General features: G+C 43.3%; 14 protein-coding genes. All 14 read right to left on the minus strand.

Annotated elements, in window-relative coordinates:
• Positions 1-15: 15 nt before the first annotated feature.
• The 14 genes from greA to ERX27_RS04640 all read right to left on the minus strand — a co-directional run bounded on the left by greA (position 16) and on the right by ERX27_RS04640 (position 14,464).
• A complete protein-coding gene (gene greA / locus ERX27_RS04575; protein WP_133431655.1) occupies positions 16-492 on the minus strand; it encodes a transcription elongation factor GreA in 477 nt (158 codons plus the stop codon).
• A gap of 23 nt (positions 493-515) precedes the next feature.
• The gene (gene udk / locus ERX27_RS04580) at positions 516-1,130 is read right to left on the minus strand and encodes a uridine kinase (protein WP_133431656.1); all 615 of its coding nucleotides are present in this window, start codon (positions 1,128-1,130) and stop codon (positions 516-518) included.
• Positions 1,130-2,368 (minus strand): peptidase U32 family protein, encoded by a 1,239-nt coding sequence (locus ERX27_RS04585; RefSeq protein ID WP_133431657.1) that lies wholly within the window; start codon positions 2,366-2,368, stop codon positions 1,130-1,132. The genes udk and ERX27_RS04585 overlap by 1 nt, the downstream gene beginning before the upstream one ends.
• 11 nt (positions 2,369-2,379) lie before the next feature.
• Positions 2,380-3,303 (minus strand): peptidase U32 family protein, encoded by a 924-nt coding sequence (locus tag ERX27_RS04590; protein WP_133431658.1) that lies wholly within the window; start codon positions 3,301-3,303, stop codon positions 2,380-2,382.
• A 1-nt stretch (position 3,304) separates the two neighbouring features.
• Positions 3,305-3,931: an O-methyltransferase gene (locus ERX27_RS04595; protein ID WP_424960609.1), complete on the minus strand. Its 627-nt coding sequence runs from the start codon at positions 3,929-3,931 to the stop codon at positions 3,305-3,307.
• A gap of 105 nt (positions 3,932-4,036) precedes the next feature.
• Positions 4,037-5,164 (minus strand): endolytic transglycosylase MltG, encoded by a 1,128-nt coding sequence (mltG, locus tag ERX27_RS04600; protein WP_133431659.1) that lies wholly within the window; start codon positions 5,162-5,164, stop codon positions 4,037-4,039.
• 15 nt (positions 5,165-5,179) lie between these two features.
• The gene (locus tag ERX27_RS04605) at positions 5,180-5,509 is read right to left on the minus strand and encodes a DUF1292 domain-containing protein (protein ID WP_133431660.1); all 330 of its coding nucleotides are present in this window, start codon (positions 5,507-5,509) and stop codon (positions 5,180-5,182) included.
• Positions 5,510-5,521: 12 nt separating this feature from the next.
• Complete coding sequence (ruvX, locus tag ERX27_RS04610) at positions 5,522-5,944, minus strand: Holliday junction resolvase RuvX (protein WP_133431661.1); 423 nt, start codon at positions 5,942-5,944, stop codon at positions 5,522-5,524.
• Positions 5,937-6,206 carry an IreB family regulatory phosphoprotein gene (locus ERX27_RS04615; RefSeq protein ID WP_133431662.1) on the minus strand — a complete coding sequence of 90 codons (270 nt, stop codon included), beginning with the start codon at positions 6,204-6,206 and terminating at the stop codon, positions 5,937-5,939. The genes ruvX and ERX27_RS04615 overlap by 8 nt, the downstream gene beginning before the upstream one ends.
• Positions 6,207-6,268: 62 nt before the next feature.
• Positions 6,269-8,887 (minus strand): alanine--tRNA ligase, encoded by a 2,619-nt coding sequence (gene alaS / locus ERX27_RS04620; protein ID WP_133431663.1) that lies wholly within the window; start codon positions 8,885-8,887, stop codon positions 6,269-6,271.
• Between the two features lie 231 nt (positions 8,888-9,118).
• The gene (gene recD2, locus ERX27_RS04625; protein WP_133431664.1) at positions 9,119-11,488 is read right to left on the minus strand and encodes an SF1B family DNA helicase RecD2; all 2,370 of its coding nucleotides are present in this window, start codon (positions 11,486-11,488) and stop codon (positions 9,119-9,121) included.
• Between the two features lie 2 nt (positions 11,489-11,490).
• The gene (locus ERX27_RS04630; protein WP_133431706.1) at positions 11,491-12,153 is read right to left on the minus strand and encodes a tetratricopeptide repeat protein; all 663 of its coding nucleotides are present in this window, start codon (positions 12,151-12,153) and stop codon (positions 11,491-11,493) included.
• A 50-nt stretch (positions 12,154-12,203) separates the two neighbouring features.
• A complete protein-coding gene (mnmA, locus tag ERX27_RS04635; RefSeq protein WP_133431665.1) occupies positions 12,204-13,316 on the minus strand; it encodes a tRNA 2-thiouridine(34) synthase MnmA in 1,113 nt (370 codons plus the stop codon).
• The gene (locus tag ERX27_RS04640; protein ID WP_133431666.1) at positions 13,316-14,464 is read right to left on the minus strand and encodes a cysteine desulfurase family protein; all 1,149 of its coding nucleotides are present in this window, start codon (positions 14,462-14,464) and stop codon (positions 13,316-13,318) included. Before ERX27_RS04640 ends, mnmA begins: the two co-directional genes overlap by 1 nt.
• Positions 14,465-14,567: the final 103 nt, after the last annotated feature.

Here is a 14,567-nt window from a genome sequence, read left to right on the forward strand (position 1 = left end):
GAATCTACTTGAATTTTAGCTGATTTCGACGATTTTAACACGCATTTCATTACCGTTTGGTAAAGGTACGTTTACTTCGTCATTCACTTTTTTACCGATCAGTGACTTAGCGATCGGTGATTCATTTGAAATCTTACCTTCGAACGGGTCTGCTTCAGCAGAACCGACAATCATATAAGATTCTTCGTCGCCGTCTGGTACTTCAACGAATTTCACTGTACGGCCGATCTGTACTTCTGATTTAGAACCGTCACCTGAAATGATTTTAGCATGACGCAGCATCATTTCAATTTTAACGATTTCCTGCTCTACAAAGCCCTGCTCGTCTTTCGCTGCATCGTACTCAGAGTTCTCTGATAAGTCACCGAAGCTGCGTGCGACTTTAATTTTTTCTACGACTTCAGGACGTTTAACCGTCTTTAAGTGTTCGAGTTCTTCTTCAAGCTTGTTATAACCTTCTTGAGTCATTGGATATTCTTTTTGGATTTCCATTGCTGTTCCTTCTTTCTACGTTCTTAGTTTCTAATCAATGATTGAATTTTTGTCGTCATGATATCAATGGCAACATGATTGCTGCCACCTTCCGGAATAATGATATCGGCATATTTCTTTGTAGGTTCTATAAACTGATTGTGCATCGGACGTACGACTGTCAAATACTGTTCGATAACAGATTCCATCGTCCGGCCACGCTCTTCTATATCTCTCATCATTCTTCGCAGAATGCGAAGATCTGCATCGGTATCTACAAATATTTTAACGTCCATCAAATCACGCAGCTGTTCATTTTCCAGTGCGAAAATTCCTTCTACTATAATAACATCTTTTGGTTCAAATGTAATCGTTTTCTCGCTTCTTGTATGAATTGTATAATCATATGTCGGCACTTTGACAATCTTACCGTCTCGAAGATCAGTCAAGTTCTGAATGAGTAAATCATTATCAAAAGCAAATGGATGATCATAATTGGTTGTCAGTCTCTCGTCAAAACTGAGGTGAGACTGATCTTTATAATAGTAATCCTGTTCTATTAAAGCAACGCTGAAGCCTTCCAGGTTCTTTAATATTTTAGAGGTTACAGAGGTCTTACCCGACCCCGAACCACCTGCAATTCCAATGATAGTAGTCATCAAGCCATTTCCTTCCGCATCATATTGTTTTTGTATACCGGATGGTCCACTTTAATCTGTACGAGTTGCAGTGGATGACGCGCAGCATCAAGAGAAGTCCCTTCTTCATCGTAGATAGCTGAAATCTCCTGCTTAAAGGTGCCGATTTCAGGACCAAAGAATTCGATTTCCATTCCCGGTTTGAAATTATTACGCTGCTGAATCGTTGCCATCTGGGTCTTTTCATCATAGTCTAACACTAATCCACAGAAATCAAAAGGTGTTTTCTTGGATTGCTCATGGCCGAACATCTGCTCCTCGTACCCAGGTACGCCTTCGAAGAACGCAGGTGCTGTATCACGGTTGGCACACTTACCAAGTTCAACAATCCACTCAGGGTCGATTTTGAAGTTTTCTGGATCTGCACAGTAAGCATCGATGACTTTACGATAGACAGAAACAACAGTCGCAATATAATGGATTGATTTCATACGTCCTTCAATCTTCAGTGAGTCAATGCCGATATCAATCATGCTTGGAATTGATTCAATCAGTTTCAAGTCTTTCGGACTCATCGCAAATGGTGTCACGTCTTCGCCTTCATAGACCACATCCAGTTCATCGTTGTCTACAGAAAGTAAGTCATAATCCCAGCGGCAGCTCTGACAGCAGCCTCCGCGGTTAGAGTCACGCGCAGTCATATGGTTACTTAATGTACAACGTCCTGAATAAGCGATACACATTGCACCGTGTACGAATGCCTCAATTTCAATATCGACTTTCTCTTTCATCAGACGCATTTCTTCTGCGCCCGTCTCACGTGCGAGAACGACACGTTCTAATCCTTCATTCTTCCAGTACTCGACGGCCTTCCAGTTTGAAAGTGACTGCTGTGTACTTAAATGAATTTCAAGCTTCGGTGCTACTCGTTTACACGTTTCAATGATAAGCGGATCTGCTACTATGATACCCGTTGCACCTGTTGCTTCAAGCTGACGCAGATAGTCATCCAGTCCGTCTATATTTTCATCATGCGCAATGATGTTTGTTGTCACATAGATTTTAGCGCCGTATTTATTTGCAAATTCGACACCTTCTTTAATCTCTTCCATAGTAAAATTGTCAGCATTTGAACGGAGACCGTATTCCTGACCACCCAGAAAAACAGCATCAGCACCGTAATGAACAGCAATCTTCAGTTTTTCAAGATTGCCGGCAGGCGCTAAAAGTTCCGGTTTTTTTAATATTGTTTTAGTCATACTATCATCCCTTAATATACAGTTTGTTTATAGAGGAAGCCTTGATCAAGTGGTCGGTGTTCCGGCTGGATATCTTCAATCGCTTCCATCATATCGAATTTTTCGTCGTCATACAGATCCGGGTCTTCAAGAAATAGGTCAATGGCTTTACGGTATTGTCTTGTCACTTCTGTGATGTAATCAGCTGAATGCAGGACACCATCTATTTTAAAGCTGTCAATCTCTGCTTCAAACAGTTCCTCCATCTCCTCGATCACACAGATATCATTTGGACTCATAATATGTGTCCCATTGTAATCTTCATAAATTGGATATTTATTGTTACGTTCTTCGTCATAGAGCAGCATATTTTTGGCATCCTGACGATTCTCAATTTTCATCGCTTTATCCATGTAAAGGAAATAATTGCCGAGCAGCTGACGTTTCGACTGGAACATACATGTCATACCATGAACCTGTACCTCTATCTCAACATCTGTATTTTCCTTGATTTCGATGACTTCCTCCATACTGAGCTCACGGGCAAGGACGGCACGTGCTGCGCCGCGCTCTCCCCAGTAATTACATTGAAACTGATTCGTTACAAGTGTTTCTTGGTTCCAGTGCAGGGGAATCGGATTTTCCTGTTCTTTCACATACATGACAACAGCAGGATCACCAAAGATGATGCGATCCGGTCTTACTTCATGCAGCCAGTTGATATAGTCTTCTACAGCATCTAGATGCTCATTATGAAAAAGTCCGTTTACTGCAACATAAGCTTTTTTATCTGCCGCATGAAGCATATCGATGGCCTGTACGAGGGCATCGCGATTAAATTCTCCTGCTAAACGGAGCCCAAACTGTGCCTCACCAATCACAAAAGCATCGGCTCCTGCTTCGATCAGTTCTTCTATATGATCAAGCGACGTCGGTGTTACTAATAATTCAGTCATATTACCTCTCCTTTATAGAGATGCTCATGCCATCTCCTAAATCTATAAAATTCGTCGTATAGTCTGATTGTTCTTTTAGCCAGTCATTGTATTTCTCTATTTTTCTGACCATCTGTTTGACATTACGGCTGCGGACAATTTCAATGTTACCGACAAAATCGTGATAAAGAATATTGTCTGTAATAATCAGTCCGCCTTTTTTAACGAGCGGGCTATAGAGCTCAAAGAACTTCTTCGACTGGGCTTTCGCTGCATCGATAAACAATATATCATATTCCCGGTCGTTTACTTTTTCAAATGCTTCAGCAGCGTCTGCAAAGATCAGTCTGATTTGCTCCTCATAGTTAAAGCGTCTAACGTTCTGGACAGCTAAGTCATACATCTCAGGATTACGTTCTATTGTCGTCACATGCATATGGTCATGGATCGAAGCGAAATGCATTCCGCTGTATCCGATGGCCGTACCGATTTCCAGTATACTTTCTGACTGATGAATTCTGATCAGCTGCTTGACCATTTCAAGCGCGACCTTATCCATAATTGGCACAGCGTTCTCTTCAGCATATTCGCGAAGTGTATCTAATGGGCTCAACGTGTTCAGCTCTGTGATGTATTCTCTATTGTTCATTATATTCAATCCTTTAACAGAAAAACTACCAACCCGAAGGCTGGTAGAGTTCATAAGTCATTCAAATTATTGTAGCACATTTCAGTGGTTTTATTAAGTTAAAAATTAAAAACCAATGTATTTCGCTTTATTCGCATTATGTTCTTCAAGTGTCTTAGCAAAGTAGTTTTTACCGTTCTTATCAGCAAGGAAATACAAGTAATCCGTTTTAGCTGGATTCAACGCACTTTCCATTGACTCAGTTCCGCTTGCCGCGATAGGTCCTGGCGGCAGACCGACATTCTGATAAGTGTTATAAGGGTCATCTACTTTTGTATCCTGCTCATATGTCACATCTTTATGACGACCGAGAGCATATAGAACAGTCGGATCAGTCTGAAGTGGCATTTCAGGATTCTCTTCCATACGGTTGATGAATACTGACGCAATTTTCGCACGGTCTGTCAGCCCCGAAGCTTCACGTTCAATCAATGAACTGAATGTCAGGAACTCATGGAAACTCATGCGCTTTTCCTGACCTGCTTCATTGATTAAGACACCACCGTATTTATCCCATAACGGAAGTGCATTATCTTGCGTTGCAGTCAGCATTTTGTCTACAATCTGCTCTACTGTCGGATTCTTTTCAGTGAAATCATATGTCGCCGGGAAAAGGTAGCCTTCAAGTGGATGCTTAATCTCTTTATTAAAGACGTCTTTTGTAATCAATTTAGGGTGTTTCTTCTGCATTTTTTTGACGAATGCAGGATCGTCAATCTGTTTAGTGAAATCAGCTGCTTTAATTGAAGTATTTTTCTCAACAATTTTACCGATTTCATCTAATGTAATACCTTCTGGAAAACTGATCTTGAATAAGACAGGCAGATAGACCTCACCTTTTTGCAGACTTTTAGAAATCTGTTCAAACGTCATAGAAGGAGAGAGTTCATATTTCCCTGCTTTAAAGTCAGAGATGTTATTGAATTTCAGATAATATTTAAACATTGTGCTGTTCTTGATAATATGATTTGCTTCTAGTTTCTCACCAATTGCTGTTGCGGATTCGCCAGGCAGTATTTCTACTTTAGTCACTGCTTTGTTATCTGGATCTAACGGTTTCTGGCTGGATGTAAAATAAAACAGTCCAGCAATACCAGCAATAATAATTCCTAAAAGGAAAAGTCCAATGATGATCGCTGAAGCGAATCTGGATACGGATGCCGTATCACGTATCTCTTTATTTCGCTTACTCATAGGGTCACCTTATCCTTAGAAATTTTCCTCATCGATTTCAGTGTTGACGATTTCTTCAATCATGTCCCACTCTTCATCTGTCTCCACTGGTAAGAAACGGCCGCCATCTCCATCTTCATTCGGCACGTTAATCATTGGAATCAGTTCGATTTCTTCATCATCGTCTGAAGCGCCTTCTTCAGCTAAAATGACATAGTTCTTATCAAACTGAGGATTGTAGAATTCTAAAACTTTACGGTAAAGAACTTCATTGTTGTCTTCATCGTATAAAGTTAAAAGCTCTTCCTCGTTGTTGATATCTAATGTTTCTTGTACTTCTTCGTTTTCTTTATTAAATTCAGTCATGGTCATTCTCCTTTATGATTTAGAATTAAGATAGCCTTGCAGGATAAAGACTGCTGCCATCTTGTCAATAACAGCTTTTCGCTTCTTACGGGACACATCTGCTTCAAGTAAAGTACGTTCAGCGCCAACTGTCGACAATCGTTCGTCCCACATCACTATTTCAAGATGTGGACAAGCTTCTTTCAGCAACTCACTATACTGAATAGAAGCTTCACCACGGGGTCCAATTGAATTATTCATATTCTTCGGTAAACCGACGACTGCCACTGATACTTGATGCTCTTCAATAATTTCTTTCAGTCTATCGATACCAAAAATACCTTCATCTTCATTGATACGTAATGTTTCCAGTCCCTGTGCTGTCCATCCCATAGCATCACTTAATGCAATACCGACCGTTTTGGAACCTACATCGAGACCTATCGCCTTATTCATGTGACTCTGTTTCTGACTCGATATAATGCTTCACTAACTGCTCCATGATGTCATCTCTATCTAGTCTTCTGATTTGGTTACGCGCCTCATTATGTCTTGGAATATAGGCTGGATCACCTGATAAGAGGTAGCCGACAATTTGATTGATCGGGCTGTATCCTCTTTCTTCCAATGTATGATAGACATTCAGAAGGACGGTACGTACTTCTTCTTTCGGTAGTTCTTCAATGTCGAATTTCATCGTCTTATCAAAGTTTTCCACTGAGTTACACCCCTTAACATTACATTTGTACACATTGTATCATATATCAAACGCTTGATAAATTATAGCGATTTAATGTGTTCTTTAACAAACTGTAATGCTTCTGTCACTTTAGATAGATCATTTGACCCACCTTGAGCAGAATCAGGGCGTCCGCCGCCTTTACCGCCTGTTACACCTGCAACGCCTTTAATCAGGTCACCTGCTTTGACGCGGTCAGTTAAAGACTTGGACACAGTCGCCATATAGCTGAGTTTATCAGACTTCGCAATCAGGAAGATCACTGTATCCGGTAACTTAGATTTATAGTCATCCATCATATCACGTAATTCTTTCGCATCTGCTGCATCAACTTCCATCGCTAAAGCCTGAATGCCATTTAAGTCTTCAGTAAGCGCTGTGATATCACCGACTTTTAAGTTAGACAGTTCACGTTTCGTATCTGCAAGTTCCTTCGTCAGCTGTTTCTCTGTCTGAACGAGTTCTTCTACTTTCGCTTCAAGCTGTCCAGCATTCTTCACTTTCAATGTCGCGACGAGCTGATCAGCCATTTCTTCAAAGTTAGACAAGAATTCAAATGCCGCCTGACCTGTCACCGCTTCTATACGTCTGACACCTGCACCCGTTCCTGACTCAGAAACAATCTTGAATAAGCCGATTTCAGAAGTGTTACGGACGTGAACACCCCCGCACAGCTCGATAGAGAATTCACTCATTTCGACGACACGTACAACGTCACCGTATTTCTCACCGAACAGGGCCATCGCCCCTTTTTCTTTTGCCTGTGCAATCGGCATCTGTTCAATGACAACTTGGATATTCGCCCAGATTTTCTGGTTGACGATTGCCTCTACCTGCTTCAGTTCGTCCTGTGTCACAGGGCCGAAGTGCGAGAAGTCAAAACGCAATCGTTCTGGTGTTACTAAAGAACCTGCCTGGTTGACATGTGTACCGAGTACCTGTTTCAGAGCTGCATGCATTAAGTGGGTCGCACTATGGTTTTTAATGATATGGTTACGGAATTCAGGATTCACATTCGCCAGGACTGTCGCGCCGCGGTGGACACGTCCAAATTTCACTGTTCCTGTATGCAGATTCTGACCATTCGGCGCTTTGATGACTTCTGTCACTGCGATTTCAAAGTCGTCATGGCTGACAAGTCCAGTATCTGCAATCTGTCCACCACTCACTGCATAAAAAGGTGTCTCACGTAAGACAAACTGAACAACGTCACCGCTCTCTGCTGTATCGACAAGCACACCGTCAACAAGCATATCTTCTATCTCAGTCGTCGTTTCCAGTGTATCGTAGCCAACAAATGTGCTTGGCGTCTTGATGTTAGAAAGTGTTTCATTCTGCACCTGCATACTCTGTGTTTTCTGACGGGATTCACGTGCACGTGTACGCTGTTCTTCCATTGATTTTTCAAAACCTGCATGGTCTACTTTCAGACCATTCTCTTCAGCAAGTTCTTCTGTCAGTTCGACCGGGAAACCGAATGTATCGTACAATTTGAAGACATCTTCCCCTTTCAGTTCACCATCCGCTGTCTCTTTCAGGCGGTTGAAATGGACTAAACCTTCTTCTAATGTTTCATGGAAACGGTCTTCTTCAGATTTAATGACACGTTTGATAAAGTCTTTCTGTTCTTCAACTGATGGATAGTAAGCTTTCATAATTGCAGCTACAATATCCACAAGTTTGTACATAAACGGCTCATTGATGTTCAGTTTCTGAGCAAAACGAACGGCACGGCGAAGGAGACGACGAAGGACATAGCCGCGTCCTTCATTCGATGGCAGCGCCCCGTCACCAATTGCAAAAGCGACTGTACGGATATGGTCAGCGATTACTTTGAAAGCAACGTCCTGATCTTTATCTGCACCATATGTCTGCCCTGACATGCGCTCTGTTTCCTGAATGATCGGCAGGAATAAATCTGTATCAAAGTTAGTACGAACGTTCTGCGATACACTGGCCATACGTTCAAGTCCCATACCTGTATCAATATTCTGCTTAGGCAGCGGTGAATAAGTATGGTCTGGATTATGATTGAATTCTGAGAATACTAAGTTCCAGATTTCCAAGTATCGTTCATTCTCACCGCCTGGATACATCTCTTCAGCAGGATCATCCTGACCGTAGGCTTCGCCGCGGTCATAGAAAATCTCTGTGTTCGGTCCAGATGGCCCTTCACCGATGTCCCAGAAGTTACCCTCTATACGTGTGATACGGTCGTCTGTCAGTCCGATATCGTTGACCCAGATATCATAAGCTTCTGTATCTTCCGGATGAATCGTCACATACAGTTTTTCCGGTTCGATCGCCATCCATTTTTCACTCGTCAGAAATTCCCATGCGAATGCCACTGCTTCTTTTTTGAAATAGTCGCCGATAGAGAAGTTACCGAGCATTTCAAAGAAAGTATGATGACGGGCTGTGAAGCCGACGTTTTCAATATCGTTAGTACGGATTGATTTCTGTGCATTCGTGATTCTAGGGTTTGCCGGAATCACCCTGCCGTCAAAATATTTCTTCAGTGTCGCTACGCCCGAGTTGATCCAGAGAAGTGTATCGTCATCAATCGGTACTAGTGGTGCTGAAGGTTCTATCATATGTCCTTTTTCTACAAAAAAGTCTAAATACATCTGTCTGATTTCTGCTGCTGTTAAACGTTTCATCCAATCTCTCCCTTAAAATAAAAATACACGCCCATCCCTCAAAAAGGGACGAACGTGTTCGCGGTACCACCCTAGTTATGACCAAGTCATCACTCATAGTTCTATTCGTTTGCACTGTATAAGCAGCGTTCAGAGCTAGCTGCATGCCTCTCACCAGCCGGCATGTCTCTCTTGTTCAGCGTCACTCCTACTCATCCTATACTGAATAATTAAATTATATGAATTTCAGCGTCACGCGTCAACTGTTTCATAGTCATAAGGAGAAATCCCGTCCATATTGATCATCGGTGAAATCAGATGCATATTCTCTTCTGTCAGTTCACCGACCGGTATATCGGCGGTCTCCTCCTCATCGCCGAAGTAATCACGCAAATGCTGAGCGAAGGAGGTCATGCGTTCGAGACCCATGCGCTTTATCCCGTCATCAAAAGCCTGCCGTTCCCCGCAAAGAATAAGGGATTGTTTCGCACGCGTCAGTCCTGTATAAAGGATATTTTTCTGCAGCATGCGGTAATAGGCTTTGACGACCGGCATGATCACAATCGGAAATTCTGAACCCTGCGCCTTGTGGATGGAACAGCAGTATGCGTGTGTCAGCTCAGTCAGGTCCTGCTTCGTGTAGGTCACTTCGTTGCCGTCATAGTCTACAATGATCACATCTTTGTTCAGCGCATTTTCTGCCGCCATAAAAATCCCCACTACTTCGCCGATATCACCATTAAAGACATTGTCTTCCGGCCGGTTGACCAGCTGCAGTACTTTATCACCGTCACGGTAGATAACATCGCCGAACTCCAGTTCCCGTTTGTCACCTTCTTTCGGGTTTAAAATCTGCTGCAGTTCTTTATTTAAAAATTTGATACCAGCTTTTCCTTTGTAAATCGGTGCCAGCACTTGTATATCCCGCATGTCATAGCCTTTATCCACCGCTCTTGATACTACCTGGTTGATGACAGAGGGAATCTGGTCTGTAGTACAAGGTATAAAAGAACGGTCATTATAACGCGCTGAAATATCAAAAGTCTGATTCTTTTTGATCTGATGCGCCAGTTCTATAATAGATGAGCCTTCCTGCTGACGATAGACTTCTGCAAGTTCAACCTGCGGCATGATTTTAGAATCAATCAAGTCACGAAAAACCTGGCCCGGTCCTACTGACGGCAGCTGGTCCTGGTCGCCGACAAAGATGATCTGACAGTCATTCGGTACAGCGCGCATCAGCTGAAACATCAGCCACGTATCAACCATAGACATCTCATCAATAATGACCAGCTTCGCTGAGATGTCATTTTCCAGGATATCATCCGGTTTATTTTCACGCGTCCAGCCGATCAGCCGGTGAATAGTCGTTGCTTCAAGTCCGGTGGATTCTGACAGTCGTTTAGATGCACGTCCTGTCGGCGCTGCAACAGCGACAGGGAAGTCTGTCCCCTCATAGTCCTTATAATCGAGACTAAGGCCGTGCAATTCGGCATATAAATTGACGATACCGCGTATGACAGTCGTTTTTCCTGTACCAGGGCCGCCAGAAAGTATCATCATCTTGTGACTCATCGCCGTCTCCAGTGCCTCGCGCTGCTTTTCTGCATAAGTCACATCGAACTGCTCTTCTAATTCACCGATCGCGAGCAGCACTTCTGATTTTTCAAACTGTTTGATCTTATCTTCAGTCTGCTGCAGACGATGCAGCACCTGTACGGTCTTCACTTCCGCAAAGAAAAGACTCGGCATATAGATGCGATTGTCGTCACTCACGACTATTTTCTCTTCACTGAGCTCTGTTAACTTATTGACGAGTAAGCCGGAATCAACGTCTTCTCCTGATGCAGTCAGTATATTGTACGCTGCTTCTAAGAGTGCCTGATCCTCTACGTAAGTGTGTCCATTCTGCAGACATGCCTGCTCAAGCGTATAGACAAGTGCGGCACGCAGCCGTTCAGGGTGACTGCCTGCAATGCCCAGTTTCTTCGCCAGTTCATCTGCCTTCGTGAAACCGATACCCTGTATATCCATTACAAGCTGATAAGGAGATTTTTCAATGACTTTCAGCGTTTCTTCTTTATAGAACTGAAAGATTTTCATCGCAAGCTGCGGACCGAAGCCCCACTCGTTCAATTGAATCATCGTCTTCTCAATCGCCTGGTTTTCACTGACCGTCTGATAAATCATTTCCTGCTTATCTGTTGATAGTTTCGGCACCTGCTTCAGCACTTCTTTATCATGCATGATCTTAGTCAGCGCATCTTCCCCGAGCGTATCAACAATCTGCTGTGCGAGTTTCTTTCCGATGCCTTTAAACAGATCGCTCGATAAATAATGGATGATCCCGTCTCTTGTCTGCGGCATATCTTTCTCAAACTTTTCAGCAGATAACTGCTTGCCATATTTGGCGTGCGTGACGATCTTGCCTGTGAAAGTATAGGTATCTCCTTCAGCTATCTGTGGTAAATAGCCGATTACCGTGGCTTCGTCATCAAAGTCTTCATTCGATTCCAGCACTTCTACTTTCAGCACGGTATAGTAGTTGTCAGCATTCTGAAAAAGAAGACGAGTGACTGTGCCTTTAATATAGGACTGTTCGAATAAAGACATGTTCTCCAACCTTATTCCTCCTTCAATTGCTCAAACATCTTAATGGCATGACCCGCTAAAAGATGATCTGGCTGCAGTTCAATTATCTGACGGAAACTTTCCAGTGCCTGGTCGACATCTTCATTCTGCATATACTGGGCGAGTGCCAAGTTGTAACGTGCATCTGTGTGATGAGGTTCCTTAACCAGAACTTCATTCAGAACAGTCACCGCCTCACTGAACATTTCGAGCTGACAAAGGACGAGACCGTACTGAAATCCGACTTCAGTATCACCCGCATTCATCTCATAGCTGCGCATCAAATAAGGCATCGCTGTCTTAAAGTCACCCAGATTGACAAATGACATGCCGAGCATATAGAACGTATCGGCATCTTCCAGACCATTAGTCACTGCTTTCTGGTACAGTGTCGCCGCTTCCTGATAACGTTCATGGTTAAAGTAGATATTAGCGAGACCATAGTATGCACCGCCATGCGTCTCGTCCACCGTCAGCGCCTTCTGGAAAAAGCGCTCCGCTTCTTCCAGTTTGTTTGCATCTGCTAGAATCGTACCTGCATTGATATAATGATTCGCTTCTGCCGGTTCTTCTTCTATCGCCTTAAAGAGCAGTTCCAGCGCTTTATCGTACTGTTTATTTTTTATAAATTCTACTAATAATTCGTCGTTCATAATACCCTCCATTTTCCTGCCATTATACCAAAAAAAGAAGACTTGCGTCTTCTTTATACGACATATGTGAGCTGTCCTGAAGTTTTATAGACCTCATCGATTGTTGCGCCACCGAGGCAGACTTCATTTTGATAGAAGACAACTGCCTGGCCAGGCGTAATCGCACGTACGGGTTCTGCAAACGTAACTTTCAGCTGTGTCTCAGAAATTTTTTCAACGGTGACTTTTGTGTCTTTCTGACGGTATCTGAATTTCGCAGTACATTCAAGTGGTGTATTAAAATTCACTTCATTGACGAAGCTGAAATCAGAAGCGATCAGATAGTCGCTGTACAGAGAATCGTGATGAAATCCCTGTTCAACATAAAGCACATTTTCTTCCAGATTTTTACCTGCTACAAACCACGGGTCCCCGTCGCCACCGATACCAAGACCGTGTCTCTGACCGATTGTATAGTACATCAGTCCCGCGTGTTCACCCATTGGTTCACCGCTTAACGTCAACATACGGCCGCTTTGTGCAGGCAGATACTGACTGAGGAAATTCTTAAAATTACGTTCACCGATAAAACAGATGCCTGTTGAATCTTTTTTCTTCGCTGTCGCCAGATTGTTTTCTTCAGCAATACGGCGTACTTCCGGCTTCTCCAGATGACCGAGCGGGAACATAACGTGTTTCAGCTGATCCTGTGATAACTGATTCAGGAAATAAGTCTGATCTTTGTTCGTGTCATTGCCACGCAGCATTTCCACATGGCCGTCATCATGACGTCGAATTTGAGCATAATGACCTGTCGCCACATAATCTGCACCGAGCTTCAATGCATGATCCAGGAAAGCTTTGAACTTAATTTCCTTGTTGCACATGACGTCCGGATTAGGTGTACGGCCTTTCTTATATTCATCCAGGAAATAAGTGAAGACTTTATCCCAGTATTCTTTTTCGAAGTTGACGGCGTAGTACGGGATTCCGATCTGGTTGCACACTGCGATAACATCTTCATAGTCCTCTGTTGCGGTGCAGACACCATTTTCGTCCGTGTCATCCCAGTTCTTCATAAAAATACCGATAACGTCGTAGCCCTGCTGTTTCAATAGCAACGCAGTTACGGAGCTGTCGACCCCGCCGGACATACCGACGACGACTTTTGTGTTTTCATTTGACATTAATATTCGCTTCTTTCTTTATTCATTTCGTATATTTTCAGGAGCTGGTCAGCGATATAATCGATTTCTTCTTCATTCATCGTATAGCTGAAACTGAAACGGATGGACTGTTTCGTCCGTTTATCTTCACTAAACATAGCGGTCAGTACATGTGAGGGTTCAATCGAGCCTGCTGTACAAGCAGAACCGCTGGATACATAGACGCCTGCCATATCAAGGAGTGTCAGCATGATTTCAACGTCACTGAATGGAAAGTACAGATTAGTGATATGCGGCAGCTGCATGTTTTTGTTACCGTTCATTTCAAATGGAATACTGCGTTCCTGCAGCGCGTTCAGGAAATATTCCTTCAGCTGCATGAGTCTGATGTTCCGTGCATCCATTTCTTCAGTTGCGAGTGCGAGTGCTGTCGCCATCCCTTTAATCATCGGTACATTCTCCGTCCCTGCACGGCGCTTCGTCTCCTGTGAGCCGCCGAGCTGCTGGTATTCAAGTTCCGTACCTTGCTTAACATACAGAAGGCCGATGCCTTTAGGGCCGTAGAATTTATGAGCGGTCAGACTGAGAAGGTCGACGCCTAGTTCTTTGACATCAAGTGGCAGGTGCCCCGCTGTCTGAACTGCATCAGTATGGAAGAGTGCCTGATGGTCTTTTAAAAGTATAGCGATGTCATCAATCTGCTGGATAGCACCTACTTCGTTATTGCCGAACATGACGGAGACAAGAATCGTATCAGGTCTCAGTGACTGTTTGAATGTCTCGAGACTTATTTCACCGTATTCGTTCACAGGCAGATAAGTTACTTCGAATCCCTTTTTTTCGAGATATTCGAAGACATGGAGAACAGAATGGTGTTCAATCTGTGTCGTAATCAGGTGTCTGCCGAGATGCTGACGTTTATAGGCAGCGCCTTTAATCGCAGTGTTATTCGATTCTGTTGCGCCGCTTGTGAACATGATTTCCTTCGGGTTCGCGTTCAGAAATCCTGCAATGTCGCGTCGTGCACTGTCAACGATGTGACGCGCTGCCCGACCTGTCTTATGAATGGATGACGGATTGCCGTACGTGTTCTCGTACACCTCCATCATCGCTGCACTCACTTCAGGTGCTACAGGCGTTGTCGCTGAATAATCCGCATAAACTTCCATCTCAGAAGACCTCCTTTTTTTCAATACTCTATATTAGCACCGATTGAACGAAATTACCACATTATGAAACTTTACAAAAATTAATAAATAATTTCGTGGATTG

The sequence above is a fragment of the Macrococcus brunensis genome, assembly GCF_004359615.1.
GTDB classification, from domain to species: Bacteria; Bacillota; Bacilli; order Staphylococcales; family Staphylococcaceae; genus Macrococcus; species Macrococcus brunensis.

What these genes read in the sequence shown, in the direction of transcription:
- ERX27_RS04595 (WP_424960609.1), bottom strand. Translation starts at nt 3,931, where the DNA reads ATGAACAATAGAGAATACATCACAGAGCTGAACACGTTGAGCCCATTA.
- alaS (WP_133431663.1), bottom strand. Translation starts at nt 8,887, where the DNA reads ATGAAACGTTTAACAGCAGCAGAAATCAGACAGATGTATTTAGACTTT.
- ERX27_RS04590 (WP_133431658.1), bottom strand. Translation starts at nt 3,303, where the DNA reads ATGACTGAATTATTAGTAACACCGACGTCGCTTGATCATATAGAAGAA.
- ERX27_RS04585 (WP_133431657.1), bottom strand. Translation starts at nt 2,368, where the DNA reads ATGACTAAAACAATATTAAAAAAACCGGAACTTTTAGCGCCTGCCGGC.
- ruvX (WP_133431661.1), bottom strand. Translation starts at nt 5,944, where the DNA reads ATGAATAAGGCGATAGGTCTCGATGTAGGTTCCAAAACGGTCGGTATT.
- mltG (WP_133431659.1), bottom strand. Translation starts at nt 5,164, where the DNA reads ATGAGTAAGCGAAATAAAGAGATACGTGATACGGCATCCGTATCCAGA.
- ERX27_RS04640 (WP_133431666.1), bottom strand. Translation starts at nt 14,464, where the DNA reads ATGGAAGTTTATGCGGATTATTCAGCGACAACGCCTGTAGCACCTGAA.
- mnmA (WP_133431665.1), bottom strand. Translation starts at nt 13,316, where the DNA reads ATGTCAAATGAAAACACAAAAGTCGTCGTCGGTATGTCCGGCGGGGTC.
- ERX27_RS04605 (WP_133431660.1), bottom strand. Translation starts at nt 5,509, where the DNA reads ATGACTGAATTTAATAAAGAAAACGAAGAAGTACAAGAAACATTAGAT.
- greA (WP_133431655.1), bottom strand. Translation starts at nt 492, where the DNA reads ATGGAAATCCAAAAAGAATATCCAATGACTCAAGAAGGTTATAACAAG.
- udk (WP_133431656.1), bottom strand. Translation starts at nt 1,130, where the DNA reads ATGACTACTATCATTGGAATTGCAGGTGGTTCGGGGTCGGGTAAGACC.